17 protein-coding genes are annotated in these 13,752 nt (G+C 64.4%); 7 read left to right on the top strand and 10 right to left on the bottom strand.

Annotation, left to right across the window (positions count from 1 at the left end):
• Window positions 1-12: 12 nt before the first annotated feature.
• The 7 genes from LCL94_RS12025 to LCL94_RS11995 form a co-directional block, all read right to left on the bottom strand.
• Entirely contained in the window at window positions 13-777 is a 765-nt protein-coding gene (locus LCL94_RS12025) for an ABC transporter permease (protein WP_160606738.1), read from the bottom strand.
• Window positions 774-1,718: an ABC transporter ATP-binding protein gene (locus LCL94_RS12020; protein WP_224832402.1), complete on the bottom strand. Its 945-nt coding sequence runs from the start codon at window positions 1,716-1,718 to the stop codon at window positions 774-776. Before LCL94_RS12020 ends, LCL94_RS12025 begins: the two co-directional genes overlap by 4 nt.
• Before the next feature lie 9 nt (window positions 1,719-1,727).
• Window positions 1,728-2,759: a tRNA preQ1(34) S-adenosylmethionine ribosyltransferase-isomerase QueA gene (gene queA, locus LCL94_RS12015; RefSeq protein ID WP_224832401.1), complete on the bottom strand. Its 1,032-nt coding sequence runs from the start codon at window positions 2,757-2,759 to the stop codon at window positions 1,728-1,730.
• Between the two features lie 41 nt (window positions 2,760-2,800).
• Window positions 2,801-3,469 carry a peptidylprolyl isomerase gene (locus LCL94_RS12010; RefSeq protein WP_224832400.1) on the bottom strand — a complete coding sequence of 223 codons (669 nt, stop codon included), beginning with the start codon at window positions 3,467-3,469 and terminating at the stop codon, window positions 2,801-2,803.
• Between the two features lie 80 nt (window positions 3,470-3,549).
• Window positions 3,550-4,062: a pantetheine-phosphate adenylyltransferase gene (coaD, locus tag LCL94_RS12005; RefSeq protein ID WP_222553567.1), complete on the bottom strand. Its 513-nt coding sequence runs from the start codon at window positions 4,060-4,062 to the stop codon at window positions 3,550-3,552.
• Window positions 4,062-4,961, bottom strand: a complete 900-nt coding sequence (locus LCL94_RS12000) for a polyprenyl synthetase family protein (protein WP_224832715.1) — start codon at window positions 4,959-4,961, stop codon at window positions 4,062-4,064. The genes coaD and LCL94_RS12000 overlap by 1 nt, the downstream gene beginning before the upstream one ends.
• Window positions 4,962-4,973: 12 nt before the next feature.
• The gene (locus LCL94_RS11995; RefSeq protein WP_224832399.1) at window positions 4,974-5,228 is read right to left on the bottom strand and encodes an exodeoxyribonuclease VII small subunit; all 255 of its coding nucleotides are present in this window, start codon (window positions 5,226-5,228) and stop codon (window positions 4,974-4,976) included.
• A 65-nt stretch (window positions 5,229-5,293) separates the two neighbouring features.
• On the opposite strand from LCL94_RS11995, the gene LCL94_RS11990 reads away from it, so the two are divergent.
• Genes LCL94_RS11990 through LCL94_RS11970 form a run of 5 tightly spaced genes read left to right on the top strand, consistent with a single transcriptional unit; the run spans window position 5,294 to window position 9,430 of the window.
• Complete coding sequence (locus tag LCL94_RS11990) at window positions 5,294-5,689, top strand: DUF2177 family protein (RefSeq protein WP_222553569.1); 396 nt, start codon at window positions 5,294-5,296, stop codon at window positions 5,687-5,689.
• Window positions 5,690-5,705: 16 nt separating this feature from the next.
• Window positions 5,706-6,386 (top strand): hypothetical protein, encoded by a 681-nt coding sequence (locus LCL94_RS11985; protein WP_224832398.1) that lies wholly within the window; start codon window positions 5,706-5,708, stop codon window positions 6,384-6,386.
• Window positions 6,387-6,443: 57 nt separating this feature from the next.
• Entirely contained in the window at window positions 6,444-8,678 is a 2,235-nt protein-coding gene (purL, locus tag LCL94_RS11980) for a phosphoribosylformylglycinamidine synthase subunit PurL (protein WP_224832397.1), read from the top strand.
• Between the two features lie 10 nt (window positions 8,679-8,688).
• Entirely contained in the window at window positions 8,689-9,021 is a 333-nt protein-coding gene (locus tag LCL94_RS11975) for a DUF6122 family protein (RefSeq protein ID WP_224832396.1), read from the top strand.
• A 1-nt stretch (window position 9,022) separates the two neighbouring features.
• Window positions 9,023-9,430 (top strand): DUF3052 family protein, encoded by a 408-nt coding sequence (locus LCL94_RS11970; protein WP_224832395.1) that lies wholly within the window; start codon window positions 9,023-9,025, stop codon window positions 9,428-9,430.
• 3 nt (window positions 9,431-9,433) lie between these two features.
• Here LCL94_RS11970 and LCL94_RS11965 read toward each other — a convergent pair whose 3' ends face one another.
• Window positions 9,434-10,225: a ubiquinone biosynthesis protein COQ4 gene (locus LCL94_RS11965; RefSeq protein WP_224832394.1), complete on the bottom strand. Its 792-nt coding sequence runs from the start codon at window positions 10,223-10,225 to the stop codon at window positions 9,434-9,436.
• Window positions 10,226-10,321: 96 nt separating this feature from the next.
• On the opposite strand from LCL94_RS11965, the gene LCL94_RS11960 reads away from it, so the two are divergent.
• Window positions 10,322-10,993 (top strand): nitroreductase family protein, encoded by a 672-nt coding sequence (locus LCL94_RS11960; protein WP_224832393.1) that lies wholly within the window; start codon window positions 10,322-10,324, stop codon window positions 10,991-10,993.
• Window position 10,994: 1 nt separating this feature from the next.
• Here LCL94_RS11960 and LCL94_RS11955 read toward each other — a convergent pair whose 3' ends face one another.
• Together LCL94_RS11955 and serB are read right to left on the bottom strand one after the other, a co-directional pair.
• Window positions 10,995-11,795, bottom strand: a complete 801-nt coding sequence (locus LCL94_RS11955; protein WP_224832392.1) for a Coq4 family protein — start codon at window positions 11,793-11,795, stop codon at window positions 10,995-10,997.
• A gap of 95 nt (window positions 11,796-11,890) precedes the next feature.
• On the bottom strand, window positions 11,891-12,775 hold the full coding sequence (gene serB / locus LCL94_RS11950; RefSeq protein ID WP_224832391.1) for a phosphoserine phosphatase SerB: 885 nt from the start codon (window positions 12,773-12,775) through the stop codon (window positions 11,891-11,893).
• On the opposite strand from serB, the gene miaA reads away from it, so the two are divergent.
• Window positions 12,768-13,733 carry a tRNA (adenosine(37)-N6)-dimethylallyltransferase MiaA gene (miaA, locus tag LCL94_RS11945; RefSeq protein WP_224832390.1) on the top strand — a complete coding sequence of 322 codons (966 nt, stop codon included), beginning with the start codon at window positions 12,768-12,770 and terminating at the stop codon, window positions 13,731-13,733. The two genes, serB and miaA, sit on opposite strands and share 8 nt — an antisense overlap.
• The last annotated feature ends 19 nt before the right edge of the window (window positions 13,734-13,752 follow it).

Raw genomic sequence — 13,752 nt, 5'->3', positions numbered from 1 at the left:
CCGCCTAGCCTGTCAGGCGCGCAGTCGCCAGCCTGTCTTGAAGATGTAGGCGATGATCGCGACGCAAACGGCAAGGAAGCCGAGCGTGATTGCAAAGCTGATCCTGATGTCCACGTCGCTCGACCCGTAGAAGGTCCAGCGCAGCCCGCTGACGAGATAGACGATCGGGTTTGCCAATGCGATCGTATCCCAGGGCTTGGGCAGCATATCTATCGAATAGAACGTGCCGCCAAGGAAGGTGAGCGGGGTCAGGAACAGCATCGGGATGATGCCCAGCTTCTCGAAATTATCGGCCCAGATACCGAGGATGAAGCCGAACAGGCTGAAGGCCGCGGCCACCAGCATGATGTAGACAACCGCCAGCAGCGGATGGGCAATCGAGTAGTCCACGAACAGACGCGCCGTCACGAGAATGATTGCGGCAAGGATGAGGCTCTTGGTTGCCGCGGCCCCGACGAAGCCGATCAGCGTCTCTGCCACCCCGACCGGAGCACTCAGCAGCTCGTAAATCGTGCCCGTGAAGCGCGGCATGTAGATACCAAAACTGCTATTGCTGGTCGTCTCGCCCAACAGCGTCAGCATGAGCAGGCCCGGGATGATGAAGGCGCCGTAATCGACCCCGCCAAGGTCGGGCATCCGCCCCCCGATGGCGGCACCGAAAACGATGAAATAGAGCGAGGTCGTCAGCACCGGTGCCAGCACTGACTGGAAGGCGGTACGCAGGAAACGCACCAGCTCGCGCTTGTAGATCGACCAGGTCGAACGCCATCCGATCATGCCGCGACCTCCCCATCGCCCAGCAGGGAAACGAAGATGTCTTCGAGGCTGCTCTCACGTGTCTCTATGCCTGTGAAATCGATACCCTCGGCCACCAGCGCCTTGGTCAGCTCGGCTACTTCCGCCTTGCCCTTCCCCGTACCGTCACCCCCGCGATAGCACAGCGATGTACCGCATTCTTCGAGTTCGACGGGAAATCGGGAAAGCGCTGGCGGCAGCACGGCAAGCGGCGCGGCCAGCGCGATATGCGCTTCAGTCCGGCCGAGCCGTGCCATCATGGCGTCCTTTTCATCGACCATCAGCAACTTGCCGCGATTGATGATACCGACCCGGTCGGCCATCAGCTCGGCTTCCTCGATGTAATGCGTGGTTAGGATGATGGTGACGCCGCGTGCGCGCATCTGGTCGATGATCGCCCACATGCCCTTGCGCAATTCGACATCGACGCCGGCAGTCGGCTCGTCGAGGAACAGGAGGTCCGGCTCGTGCGCCAGCGCCTTGGCGATCAGCACGCGGCGCTTCATCCCGCCGGACAGCGCCATGATCCGCTCATCCCGCTTGTCCCACAGGCTGAGGCTGCGCAGGATTTCCTCGATCCGCGCCGGATGGGGAGCAAGGCCGAACAGGCCGCGCGAATAGCTGACCGCGCGGATCACCGGCTCGAACATGTCGGTGCTGAGTTCCTGCGGCACTAGGCCGATCCGCGCCCGTGCCTTGCGCCAGTCGGTCGCAAGATCATGCCCGAATGCGCTCATCCTGCCCGAGCTCGGCCTGACGAGGCCGCAAACCGCCCCGATCAGAGTCGTCTTGCCAGCTCCGTTTGGGCCGAGCAGCGCGAATATTTCGCCCGGCCTGATCGAAAGGCTCACATCGTCGAGCGCCTTGAGCCCGCCGGGATAAACCTTCGTCAGTCCCTCAAGCTCCAGGATCGGTTCGTTCATGCAACCCGACTAGGGAAGAAGCAACGAGGAGTCACCATAGGAATAGAAGCGGTATTCGTTGGCAATTGCATAGGCATAGGCGGCCATCATGCGCTCGCGTCCCATTAGCGCGCTCACCAGCATCATCAGCGTGGATTTTGGCAGGTGGAAATTGGTCATCAGGCCATCGACTGCGCGGAAAGTGTAGCCAGGCGTGATGAAGATATCCGTGTCGCCGGCGAAGGGACGGATCACACCGTCCTCACCGGTCGCGCTTTCGAGCAGGCGCAGGCTGGTCGTGCCTACAGCGATGATTCTCCCGCCAGCCTCGCGCGCTGCGTTGAGGCGTTCCGCGACCTCCGGCTCGATCCGGCCCCATTCGGAATGCATGGTGTGGTCGTCGGTGTCGTCCGCCTTGACCGGCAGGAAAGTGCCCGCACCCACGTGGAGGGTCAGCATCTCGCGCCCGACACCGGCTTCGTCCAGCGCGGCGACCAGACGCGGCGTGAAATGGAGCGATGCGGTGGGCGCGGCCACTGCGCCGTCCTCGGCGGCGAACATCGTCTGGTAATCCTCGCGGTCCTGCGCGTCGGTTTCGCGCTTGCCCGCGATATAGGGCGGCAGCGGCATGCGCCCCGCCCGCTCCAGCAGGACTTCGACTGGCTCTTCCCCGGCAAAGGCGAGGACGAAACTGCCGTCGGGCAGGCGTTCTTCCGCGACCGCCTCGACACCGCCGCCGAATTCGACGCGGTCGCCCGGCTTCAGGCGCTTGGCATTGCGGATGAAGGCCTGCCAGCGGCGCAGGTCCACGCGCTTGTGCAGGGTCGCGCCGATGCGCGCTTCGCCGCGTCGCCCTTCCAGCTGTGCGGGAATGACGCGGGTATCGTTGAAAACCAGTACGTCCCCGCGGCGCAGCAGCTTGGGCAGGTCGCGCACGCCGCAATCGCGAAACGGCGCCGCCTCGCCTTCGACCAGCAGCATGCGCGCCGCATCGCGCGGACGTACCGGGCGCAACGCAATGCGTTCGTTGGGTAGTTCGAAATCGAAGAGATCAACTTTCATCGCCCGCGCCTCTAGACGCAGGGCGATGACAGTTAAAGCACTTAGCTGATCGGCGAGTTCAGATCGTCGGCGGTCACTTCCGCTTCGGTCATGATGCGCGGCGCAGCAGGAGCCGGCTTGTTATCGGCCGCGATCGAGGCCTGCATGATGCGGGTCGGGTTCTGCGGCGGTTCGCCACGATTGATCCGGTCCACGGCATCCATGTTGGAAATCACGCGGCCGAAGTTGGTGTAGCGCTTGTCGAGGCTGAAGCGCGGATAGAACACGATGAAGAACTGGCTGTTCGCGCTGTCTTCGCTCGCGGCGCGGGCCATCGAGACGGTCCCGCGAACGTGCGGCATGAAATTGAACTCTTCCTCAAGGTCGGGATACGTCGAGCCGCCCTGGCCGGTGCCGGTCGGATCGCCGGTCTGCGCCATGAATCCGTCGATCACGCGGTGGAAGATGACGCCGTCGTAGAAACCCTCGCGGGCGAGCGTCTTGATACGCTCCACATGGTTGGGCGCCCAGCTCGGCATGAGGCGGATGGCAACGCGTTCGCCGTTCGACAGGTCGAGAAGGAGGATATTCTCCGGATCTTCCTGCTGGCTGTAATTGATCGGCTGGAGAACCTTGCGCGGCGCGGCGGCTTCCGCGTCCTGCGCGGTTGCAGCGACGGGAGCGATTACCGTCAGGGTTGCGGCAGCAATGGCAAGCGTGGTCTTGAACATCGTGTATCCGTCGAAATGTCTGATGTGGCGCTTGCCCTAGCGAGCGGGCGCTGTCGGTTCAATGAATAGCTTGGACAGCGTCAATAGTCGCCCAGCCGGCCCTTTTCTTCCACACGCGCGATCACGTCCTCGCAAACGGCCTTGCTGACGAAGGGCGTGATGTCACCGCCGAACAGGGCGATTTCCTTGACCAGCTTGGAGGCGATCGGCTGCAGCGAGACGTCTGCCATAAGGAAGACCGTCTCGATTTCACTGTCGAGCTGCTGGTTCATCCCGGCCATCTGGTACTCGTATTCGAAGTCGGCGACGGCGCGCAGCCCGCGGATGAGGACATTGGCGCCCATCTTCTGCGCGAATTTGACGAGCAGCGCGTTGAACCCGACCACCTCGACATTGTCGAGCCCGAGCCGCTCGATCTCGCGCTCCACCATGGCGAAGCGTTCCTCGGTCGAGAACATCGGGTTCTTCGATGGGTTGGTCGTCACCCCGATGATCAGCTTGTCGACCAGCTTGGAACCGCGCCGGATAATATCCGCATGGCCCAGAGTGATGGGATCGAAGGTTCCGGGGTAGATGCCGATACGGGTGCTCATCAATGGTCCCTCTTCACGATGAAGCGCGCCAGTTCCGCCAGCAGCCTTGCGTCCGCGCCATGGCCGGCGAGGTGCTGGCCGGCCTGCTCTACCAGCATTTCCGCCTGCGCGCGCGCCTGTTCGCGGCCCATGATCGTGACGAAGGTCTGCTTGCCCTGCCCCTCGTCCTTGCGCAGCGCTTTGCCGGCTTTCTCCTCGTCCCCTTCAACGTCGAGTAGGTCGTCGGCGATCTGGAAAGCGAGGCCGATGTCGCGGGCATAGGCGCGCAAATGCGTGCGGCCTTCCGGGGGAACGCGGCCGAGGATTGCGCCCATTTCCACGCTGGCCGCAAGGAGTGCCCCGGTCTTGAGCTGCTGGAGGCGGGTAATCTGCCTGAGGTCGTATTCCTGCTCTTCGGACATGATGTCCATCATCTGCCCGCCGGCCATGCCGTCGTGCCCGCTGGCCTTGGCGAGTGCCGCCACGAGTTCGGCACGGACGAACGGATCGCTGCTGGTGTCGGGCATGGTCAGGATATCGAAGGCCAGCGCGTGCAGGCAGTCGCCCGCCAGCACGGCGGTCGCCTCGTCGAAGGCCTTGTGCAGCGTCGGCTTGCCATGGCGCAAATCGTCGTCGTCCATGCAGGGCAAGTCGTCATGGATAAGCGAATAGGCATGGATCGCCTCGACTGCGCATCCGGCGTTGACGGCGGCCTGCCGCGAGACGCCGAAGAGCTGCGCCGTCGCACAGACCAGCAGCGGGCGGACCCGCTTGCCCCCGCCGATGACGGAATAGCGCATGGCTTCCACCAGCCGGGCGCGGGTGTCCTGCGGCACTGGCAGGAAGGCGTCGAACGCCCCGTCGACTTCGGCCTGGACCTGTTCGAAGGCTTCGGCGAGCAGGTCGGGCATGCCGGACATCGCGTTCACGCCTCAGCTTTCCGCGTCAAACGGGACAGTGCCCGAAGGCGCGCCGTCGCCGCCTTGCACGATCTTTTCGATCCGCGCCTGCGCCGCATCGAGCCGCGCCTGGCACGCCTTGCGCAGCGCCTCGCCCCGCTCGTAGAGCGCGATGCTTTCATCGAGCGGGACCTCGCCGCTTTCAAGGCTGCGCACGACCCCTTCGAGCGCGCGAAGCGCCTCCTCGAAGCTCATTTCGCCAATCGGCTTGTCTTGACCCTCTGTCATATGCGGCGGAGCATTGACGGGGCACGGGCGCGCGGTCAAGAAGATGGCAAAACAGGGGAGCGGATATGACGTGGATTGTCGCCTTCATCGCTGCGGCGCTGGCCTTTGGCGCGCTTGATGCCATCTGGCTGGGCTGGGCCGGAGACAATTTCTATCGCCCCCGCCTCGGCGACATACTGGCCGACAGCTTCCGCATGGGGCCGGCGCTGGTGTTCTACACCGCCTATATCGCTGCAATCGTCTGGTTCGCCGTGCGACCCGGGATTGCCGGGGGCATCGGACAGGCCGCGCTCAACGGGGCGCTGCTCGGGGCGATCTGTTATGCGACCTATGACCTCACCAACCAGGCAACGCTGCGCCAGTGGTCGACGACGGTCACGGTCGCGGACATCATTTGGGGCGCTTTCGCTACCTGCGTAGCCGCGTCGGTCGCGACCTTCGCCGCCCAGCGGCTCGCCTGACCGGAACCGCAAAGACATGTTCATCGGCCACTTCGCCCCGGCGTTTGCCGCGCGCGCCATCACCGACGAGGCACCCAAGCTGGGCACGCTGTTCATCGCCGCGCAGCTGACCGACTGGGCCTTTTTCCTGTTCGCGATGGGCGGGCTGGAGCATTTGCGCCTCACACCGGGTATCACGGCGATGAACCCGCTCGATTTCTACGATTACCCGATTACGCACTCGCTGGTTGGCACGGCGGGGTTCGCGCTTGGCTTCGCCATCGTGGTCGGCGTCATGCTGCGAAACGCTATTGCCGCGACCTGGGCAGCGATCGTGGTGATGTCGCACTGGGTGCTCGACTGGGTATCGCACCGTCCCGACCTCACGCTTGCGGGCGGTCCGGACCGGCATGGCCTCGGCCTGTGGAACTATCCGGTTGCCGCCATCTTGGTGGAGCTTGCGCTCGTGGGCCTGTGCTTCTGGTGGTACCTGCGCCGGACCAAGGGGCCGGTGGTTCCCCCGCTGATCCTGCTGGGCACCCTGCTGCTGTTCCAGGTTGTCAACTGGTTCGGGCCGGAGCCGGAAACCGTGGGTTTCCCCTTCCTCGTCACGGGCCTCGTCGCCTTCGGGATACTGACCCTCGTCGCATCATGGGTCGGCAGCACGCGCTGGCACCGCAACGAGGTCGGATTGAACCGCGCCAGCCCGCCGCTGTAGGGAAAAGCGCAGCGCCGCATATTGCGCCCGCGCGCGCGGGACCGTAAGGCGCGCGCCATGAGCGAAATCACCCCCGACATCGTCGCCCAGCACGGCCTCTCCGAAGAAGAATACGACCGCGTCCTGCACGCGCTCGGCCGCGAGCCCAATCTTGTGGAACTCGGCATCTTCTCGGTGATGTGGAGCGAGCACTGTTCCTACAAGTCCAGCCGCCTGCACCTCAAGAAGCTGCCGACCGAGGCGCCGTGGGTGATTTGCGGTCCGGGCGAGAACGCGGGCGTTATCGATATCGGCGACGGCCAGGCCGCCATCTTCAAGATGGAGAGCCACAACCACCCCTCCTACATCGAACCCTACCAGGGCGCGGCGACGGGCGTGGGCGGCATCCTGCGCGACGTGTTCACGATGGGCGCCCGCCCCGTCGCGAACGCAAACGCGCTGCGCTTCGGACGGCCCGACCACCCCAAGATGCAGCACCTCGTCAAGGGCGTGGTTTCGGGCATCGGCGGCTACGGCAATTGCGTCGGTGTCCCGACCGTGTGCGGCGAGACCAATTTCCACCCGGCCTATGACGGCAACATCCTCGTCAACGCGATGACGGTGGGCGTGGCCGATGCGGACAAGATCTTCTATTCGGCCGCGACCGGCGTCGGGAACCCGATCGTCTATGTCGGCTCCAAGACCGGGCGCGACGGTATCCACGGCGCCACCATGGCCAGCGCCGATTTCGAGGAAGATGCCGATGCCAAGCGCCCCACGGTGCAGGTCGGCGACCCCTTCACCGAAAAGCTGCTGATCGAAGCCTGCCTCGAACTGATGGCGACCGACGCCATTGTCGCGATCCAGGACATGGGTGCAGCCGGCCTCACCTCCTCGTCGGTCGAAATGGCGACCAACGGCAAGGCAGGCATCCGCCTCGATATGAACAAGGTGCCGTGCCGCGAGGAAGGCATGACCCCTTACGAAATGATGCTGAGCGAAAGCCAGGAGCGCATGCTCATGGTGCTGAAGCCCGGCAAGGAGGCCATGGCCGAAGCGATCTTCCGCAAGTGGGAGCTCGATTTCGCGGTCATCGGCGAAGTGACCGACACGCGGCACATGGTGCTCGAATTCGACGGCGAAGTGGTGTGCGACATCCCGCTCGGCCCGCTCGCTGCCGATGCCCCCGAATATGACCGCCCGTATCTCTCCAAGGAAGAATACACCGCCTGGGCGGGCATCAAGCCGATGACCGACCGTCCGGACACGCAGGACGTGGGCGCAGACTTGCTGACGCTGCTGGCATCGCCCAACCTTTCCTCGAGGCGGTGGATTTCGGAACAGTACGACAGCCAGGTCGGCGCGGACACGCTGCAGACTGGCGGCGATGCCGGTGTCGTGCGCGTTCACGGCACGAAAAAGGCGCTGGCGATCAGCACCGACTGTACGCCGCGCTATGTCCATGCCGACCCCTACGAAGGCGGCAAGCAAGCGATCGCGGAAGCCTATCGTAATCTCAGCGCGGTGGGCGCACGCCCGCTGGCCGTGACCAACTGCCTCAACTTCGCCAATCCGCAGCGTCCGGAGATCATGGCGCAGTTCGTCCACGCCCTCGAAGGCATGGGCGCCGCCTGCCGTGCGCTCGATTTCCCGATCGTGTCGGGCAACGTCAGCCTCTACAACGAGAGCAAGGCGACTGGTGGCGGATCGGCCATCCTGCCCACCCCGGCTATCGGCGGCGTCGGCCTGATCGACGACTACGACAAGATGATGACGATGCCCTTCAAGGCCGCGGGCGAGGCGATCTACCTCATCCACGCCGAGGAATGGGCCACGCCCGACCCGCAGCGTTCACACATCGGCAAGTCGCTGTGGCTCGCGGAGATCCACGGCCGCGACGAAGGCCGCGCTCCGCCCGTCGACCTGACGCTGGAAAAGAACGCCGGCGAAGGCGTACGCGAACTGATCCAGGCCGGCCTCGTCAGCGCGGTGCACGATGTGTCTGACGGCGGTCTTGCGGTCGCACTGGCCGAAATGGCCATGGCGAGCGGGCTCGGCGCGGAAGTGGTCGGCAATGACGACTATACGCAGGCCCAGTGGTGGTTCGGCGAGGACCAGGGCCGCTACGTGATCACCGTTCCCGATGCAGAGGCTTTCAATGCCTATCTCGCCAAGGGCACGGAAAATGAGGACACCGCGCGCGTCGGTTTCCGCCGCCTCGGTACGGTCGGCGGCGACAGCCTGTTCGGCGTCCCCGTGAGCAAGCTGCGCGAAGCGCACCAGAGCTTCTTCCACGACTGGATGGAAGCCTGAGGACAAGGCCGTGGCCGTGCTGCAGTTCGTGCTGCATTACGCCGGCCACTGGCTTGCCCCCTTCCTGATCGCGCGGCTGGTCTTTGCAAGGGACTGGCTGCGAGCAGGCGCGGTCATGGCCGCGGCGAACGTGATCGACCTCGACCATTTGCTGGCCGATCCGGTATTCGATCCGGACAGGTGCAGCATCGGTTTCCACCCGCTACATGGCTGGGTCGCCGCAGGGATCTACGTGGTCATGCTGGCCGTGCCGAAATGGTGGATTCGCGCGTTTGCACTTGGTGCGCTGTGGCACCTGGCAGTCGACCTGGCCGATTGCGGCATGCAGGGATGGAGCCGGTAAGATGAATTCAGCCTATTCCGGAACGCCGCTGGCGAAGAAGCTCAATCTGCGCGACGGCCAGCGTGTCTGGTTCGACGGCATGCCCGAGCACGTGATCGACGAGATAGACGAATATGCGCTCGAACTGAGTTTCGCGGCTGGCCCTGAGGACAATCCCGATGCAGCGCACATCTTCGTGACCGAACGCGCGGCAATGGAAGAAAAGCTCGCGGTGCTGCGCGAGGCTATCGCCAGTGACGGTCACATCTGGGTCAGCTGGCCCAAGAAAGCGTCCGGCTTGGCGACCGACATCACCGAGGACACCATTCGCGAGGTGTGCCTGCCGATGGGCCTCGTCGATACGAAGGTGTGTGCGGTGGACGAGACCTGGTCGGGCCTCAAGCTGGTGATCCGCAAGGAACTGCGCTGAAGGTCAGGCGGCCTGAGCCTGCGGAGGCATGTAGTCCTCTTCGGTCAGGCCTTCGGACCGCATGATCTCGAGGCAACGGAAATAGGTTTCCGGCTTGCCGACATTGAGGCGGCGACGGGCATCGGCAATGTCTTCGCGCATCACGCTGGCGACATCCATGTGCGCCAGCTTGGCGGCCTTGCGCCCGAGTTCGCGCCCTTCGCGAATGGCGTCGAACAAAGGCGCAGCCGTGCCGGTCGACCTCTTGATCTCGCGCGCACCGGCATAGGCGATGAAGAGGATGCCGTGATTGTGGTTCTGTTCGTAGCTGAAGCCGAGCAACGCCGCCTCGCCCAGCGCATCGCGCCCGTATCCGGTCAGGACGTGGAAAAGGTCGTGCGTATCGCGCAGGCGGCTGAAATACCATTCCGTCAGGTCGTCGTAGCGCTTTTCGGGCGGCAGGAACTTGTGCGATTCGGCGACCAGTCCGGCCGCCGACAAGCCTTCACGCTTCATGAAGGCGATATAGTGCGCCGCCACGGTTTCAGGCCCGCAGTCCGCCCAGCGGGAATGTTCGTCCAGCATGGCAGGAATGTCGGTTTCGTCCGCGAGGAACCGCTGGCCTTCTTCCGATGCGATGAAGTCCCACGCCTGCCGGTGGCTGCGCTTGCCCTTCAGCGATTCGATGATGTGGAACACCTGCGCAGTGTCTTCCTTGTCCGCGACCAGCTTGCGGAAATGGCGCCAGGCCTTGAGCGGCCGGATGCGGCTGGTCTTGCGGTCAGGATGGACAAGCGGACGTTCGATAAGTGCCATGCGAAGCTCCATTGCAGCGCGCAACTTACAATAGTGTAAATTGCCTGTCCATGTAACGGGTTCCCTCCGCGCCGCGAATTGCCGATAGGAGGGGACATGCAAGACCACGAGAGCATCGCTTACGACCTGCCGGACCTCGCCGACGAGGACCGGATTTCCCGCGCGCAGGCCATGCGGGACAAGCTGAAGGAGCGGCGAACCTGCCGCTATTTCTCAGACCGGCCGGTCCCGCGCGAGGTTATCGTGGCCGCAATCGAGGCGGCGGGCACCGCGCCCAATGGCGCGAACCATCAGCCGTGGCATTTTGCCGTCGTATCCTCGCCCGACAAGAAACGCGCCATTCGCGAAGCAGCCGAGGCGGAAGAGCGCGCATTCTACGCCGGCAAAGCCAGTGCCGAATGGCTCGATGCACTGGCCCCGCTGGGTACCGATGCGGACAAGCCGTTCCTGGAGACCGCCCCCTGGCTCATCGTGGTGTTCGCTCAGCGCAAAGGCGGGATCGCCGAAGACGGGAAAACGCAGAATTACTACGTCACCGAAAGCGTGGGCATCGCCTGCGGAATGCTGATCGCGACGCTGCACGAAGCCGGGCTTGCCACTCTGACCCACACGCCCTCGCCCATGGGGTTCCTGCGCGAAATCTGCGGCCGGCCCGAACATGAAAAGCCGCTGATGGTGGTGGTCGCCGGCCTGCCTGCAGAAGGCGCGACGGTCCCGCGGCACGCGCTGGACAAGAAGCCCCTGACGCAGATCGCCAGCTGGTTGTGAGCTAGGCCGCCCGCAGCATTTCGCGCGGGTCGTGCCCCTCGCGGTGCCAGACCTCGTGGCAGCGGTGATAGGCATGAGGACGTTGGAACCCGAAGCGCTCGCGCGCTTTTTCCAGGTCCATCATCAGGACCTCGCTCACCGGGTGGGCAATCACGCCATCGCAATCCTTGCCGATCCGGTGCGCTTCACGAACCGCGTCGAGCACCGGGGCTGACGTCTTCACTTTGCGCCTGATCCTGAAGCCACCGCTATAGCCCAGCAGGAGGTTGGCGTGGTTGGGCGCGTGCCCGTGCGTAAACAAGAGCACGCAGGCTTCGCCCAGCGCATCGCGCCCATATCCGGTAAGGACATGAAGCAGGTCGTGCGTGTCGCGCTGGCGCCAGCCGAACCATTCGAGCAGGTCGCCATAGCGCGGCCTGCCCATCTTCTTCTGTTGGTCCGCGAGGCCTTGCGCCGACAGCTTCTGGCCCTGCATGAAATCGCAATAGGCATGGGCCACGCTGCCCTTGGGCAGGCGCCGCAGAGCATCATGGTCGTCGAGGATTTCGGGCAGGTAGGGCTCCTTGCGACGCAGCATCTGCCCGTGTTCGCTCAGCGCCAGCTTGCGAGCCAGCCGCTCCGTATGGCGTGACGGCAGGGCGTCGAAGATATGGAAGACGTGGGAGGTTTCCTCCTTGTCCCTGAGCAGTTCGCGATAGTGCCTGAAAGCGCGGCGCAGGCTGCGTTTCTGCTCTGGGCGTTCGGGATGCCGGAACGGGGTTCCATCGGGCGCGAAATCGGCCATCGGCGTGATGGAAGTCATTGGTTCCTGCTGCTTCGTATTCTGGAAAAGTCGAAGCAGGAGGATAGTGCAAATGCACTATGTCCGATTGGACGTTACCGTCATTCCATGGGCACTTAGCCCTGCGTCCAGTCCTCGCGGCCGATCCCGAGGAGCGACAGGATGACTGTCAGGTCCTCGCTCGAAACCCTTCCGTTTGCCGCAGCGCGGGCCTTGGGTTTTGCGCGATAGGCGAAGCCGTAATCGGCCGCGCCGATCATCGGGATATCGTTCGCCCCGTCTCCCGAGGCGAGGACGCGGGCTCCATCGCCCAGGGCAGCGCGCTCTTCCTCCAGCGTGGCCAGCTTGGTCGAGGCATCGCTGACCGGTCCGGCAAGACCGCCGGTCAGCCTGCCCTCGCCCACGGCAAGCCGATTACCGACGACCCGTTCGAAACCGAGCTGCTGCGCAACCGGATCGGCGAAATGGTGGAAGCCGCCGGTGACGAGGACCGTGCGGCAACCATGCGCCTTCAGCGTCTGGACGAGCGTGCGCGCACCCGGGACCGGGCGGATGCGTTCGTCGAGGCACTGGTCGATGGCCGCTTCGGCCAGCCCTTCGAGCAGGCCCACACGTTCGCGCAGCGCAGCCTCGAAATCGAGTTCGCCGCGCATGGCACGCTCGGTAATATCGGCGACGCGGTCCTTGATCCCCGCGTAGTCGGCCAGTTCGTCGATGCATTCCTGACCGATCATGGTCGAATCCATGTCGGAGACGAACAGACGTGGCACGGCGATCTCGTCCATTGCGACCAGCATGTCGCAATCGCCGAAATGCTCGCCCAGGATGTCGGCCACCTCCAGCGCATCGCCGCGCGGCATGGTCAGTTCGAGGACGTTGCCGCAGAATTCCAGCATGCCTGCCGCAGCGATCGGCGTGCCAGCGGATTCAAGTGCGGCGCCTGCGGTATCGAGGCGGGTTTCCAGTCCCTCTTCCTCTGCTATCAGCCGGGCGATGAGCACTGCGCAATCTCCTGAAACCAACGGGGCCGGACGGCCGGTCGCGCTCATTGCAGGGCCGACCGCCAGCGGCAAGAGCGATCTCGCGGTCCGGCTCGCACAGCTGCTGGAAGCGGACGGCCGGCGCGGCGTGGTGATCAATGCCGACAGCGCACAGGTCTACGCCGACCTGCGGGTGCTCTCGGCCCGGCCCGACGAGGAAGAGATGGGCGGCATCGAGCATCGCCTGTTCGGCGCATGGGACGGCGCACAGGCCTGCTCCGCAGCCGATTGGGCGGAGGCGGCGAAGCGCGAAATCGCCGCGCTCCATGCCGAAGGGGCGGTACCGATCCTGTGCGGCGGTACGGGTCTCTACATGCGAACCCTGCTGGAAGGCATCGCACCGATCCCGCAGATCGATCCGGCCGTGCGCGAAGAGGTGCGTGCGTTGTCGCAGGCGGATGCCCGCACCGCTCTGGAACTCGAGGATCCCATGGCCGCAGCCCGCCTGGCCCCGGCCGATACCGCGCGCACCGCAAGGGCGCTCGAAGTTGTCCGCTCCTCCGGACACCCGCTGAGCTATTGGCAGGAGCACAAGGAAGGCGGGATCGGCGCGGATATCGACCTGCACCCGCTCATCCTCCTGCCGGACCGCGACTGGCTGTACGAACGCTGCGACCGCCGGTTCGAAATCATGCTGGACCAAGGGGCCATCGAGGAAGTCGAGGCGCTGCTGGCGCGCAATCTCGACCCGGCCCTGCCGGTCATGAGAGCGATCGGAGTGCGCGAAATCGCGGCCGCCCTCAAAGGCGATCTATCGCTGGCTCAAGCCATCGTCGCTGGCCAGACCGCTACGCGCCAGTACGCAAAGCGGCAATATACGTGGTTCCGGCACCAACCGCCGGGGAACTGGCCGCGCAGTGATTGCAAAAATATCTCGGTTGAAGATATTTTTGTATCTTTATTGCGCAAATCGAGTTGACAGCACGCTTTTCGTTTCT

The sequence above is a fragment of the Qipengyuania gaetbuli genome, from assembly GCF_020171365.1.
GTDB lineage: Bacteria > Pseudomonadota > Alphaproteobacteria > Sphingomonadales > Sphingomonadaceae > Qipengyuania > Qipengyuania gaetbuli_B.
Note: the sequence above shows the minus strand (reverse complement) of the source record. Positions and strands in the feature narration are given on the sequence as shown.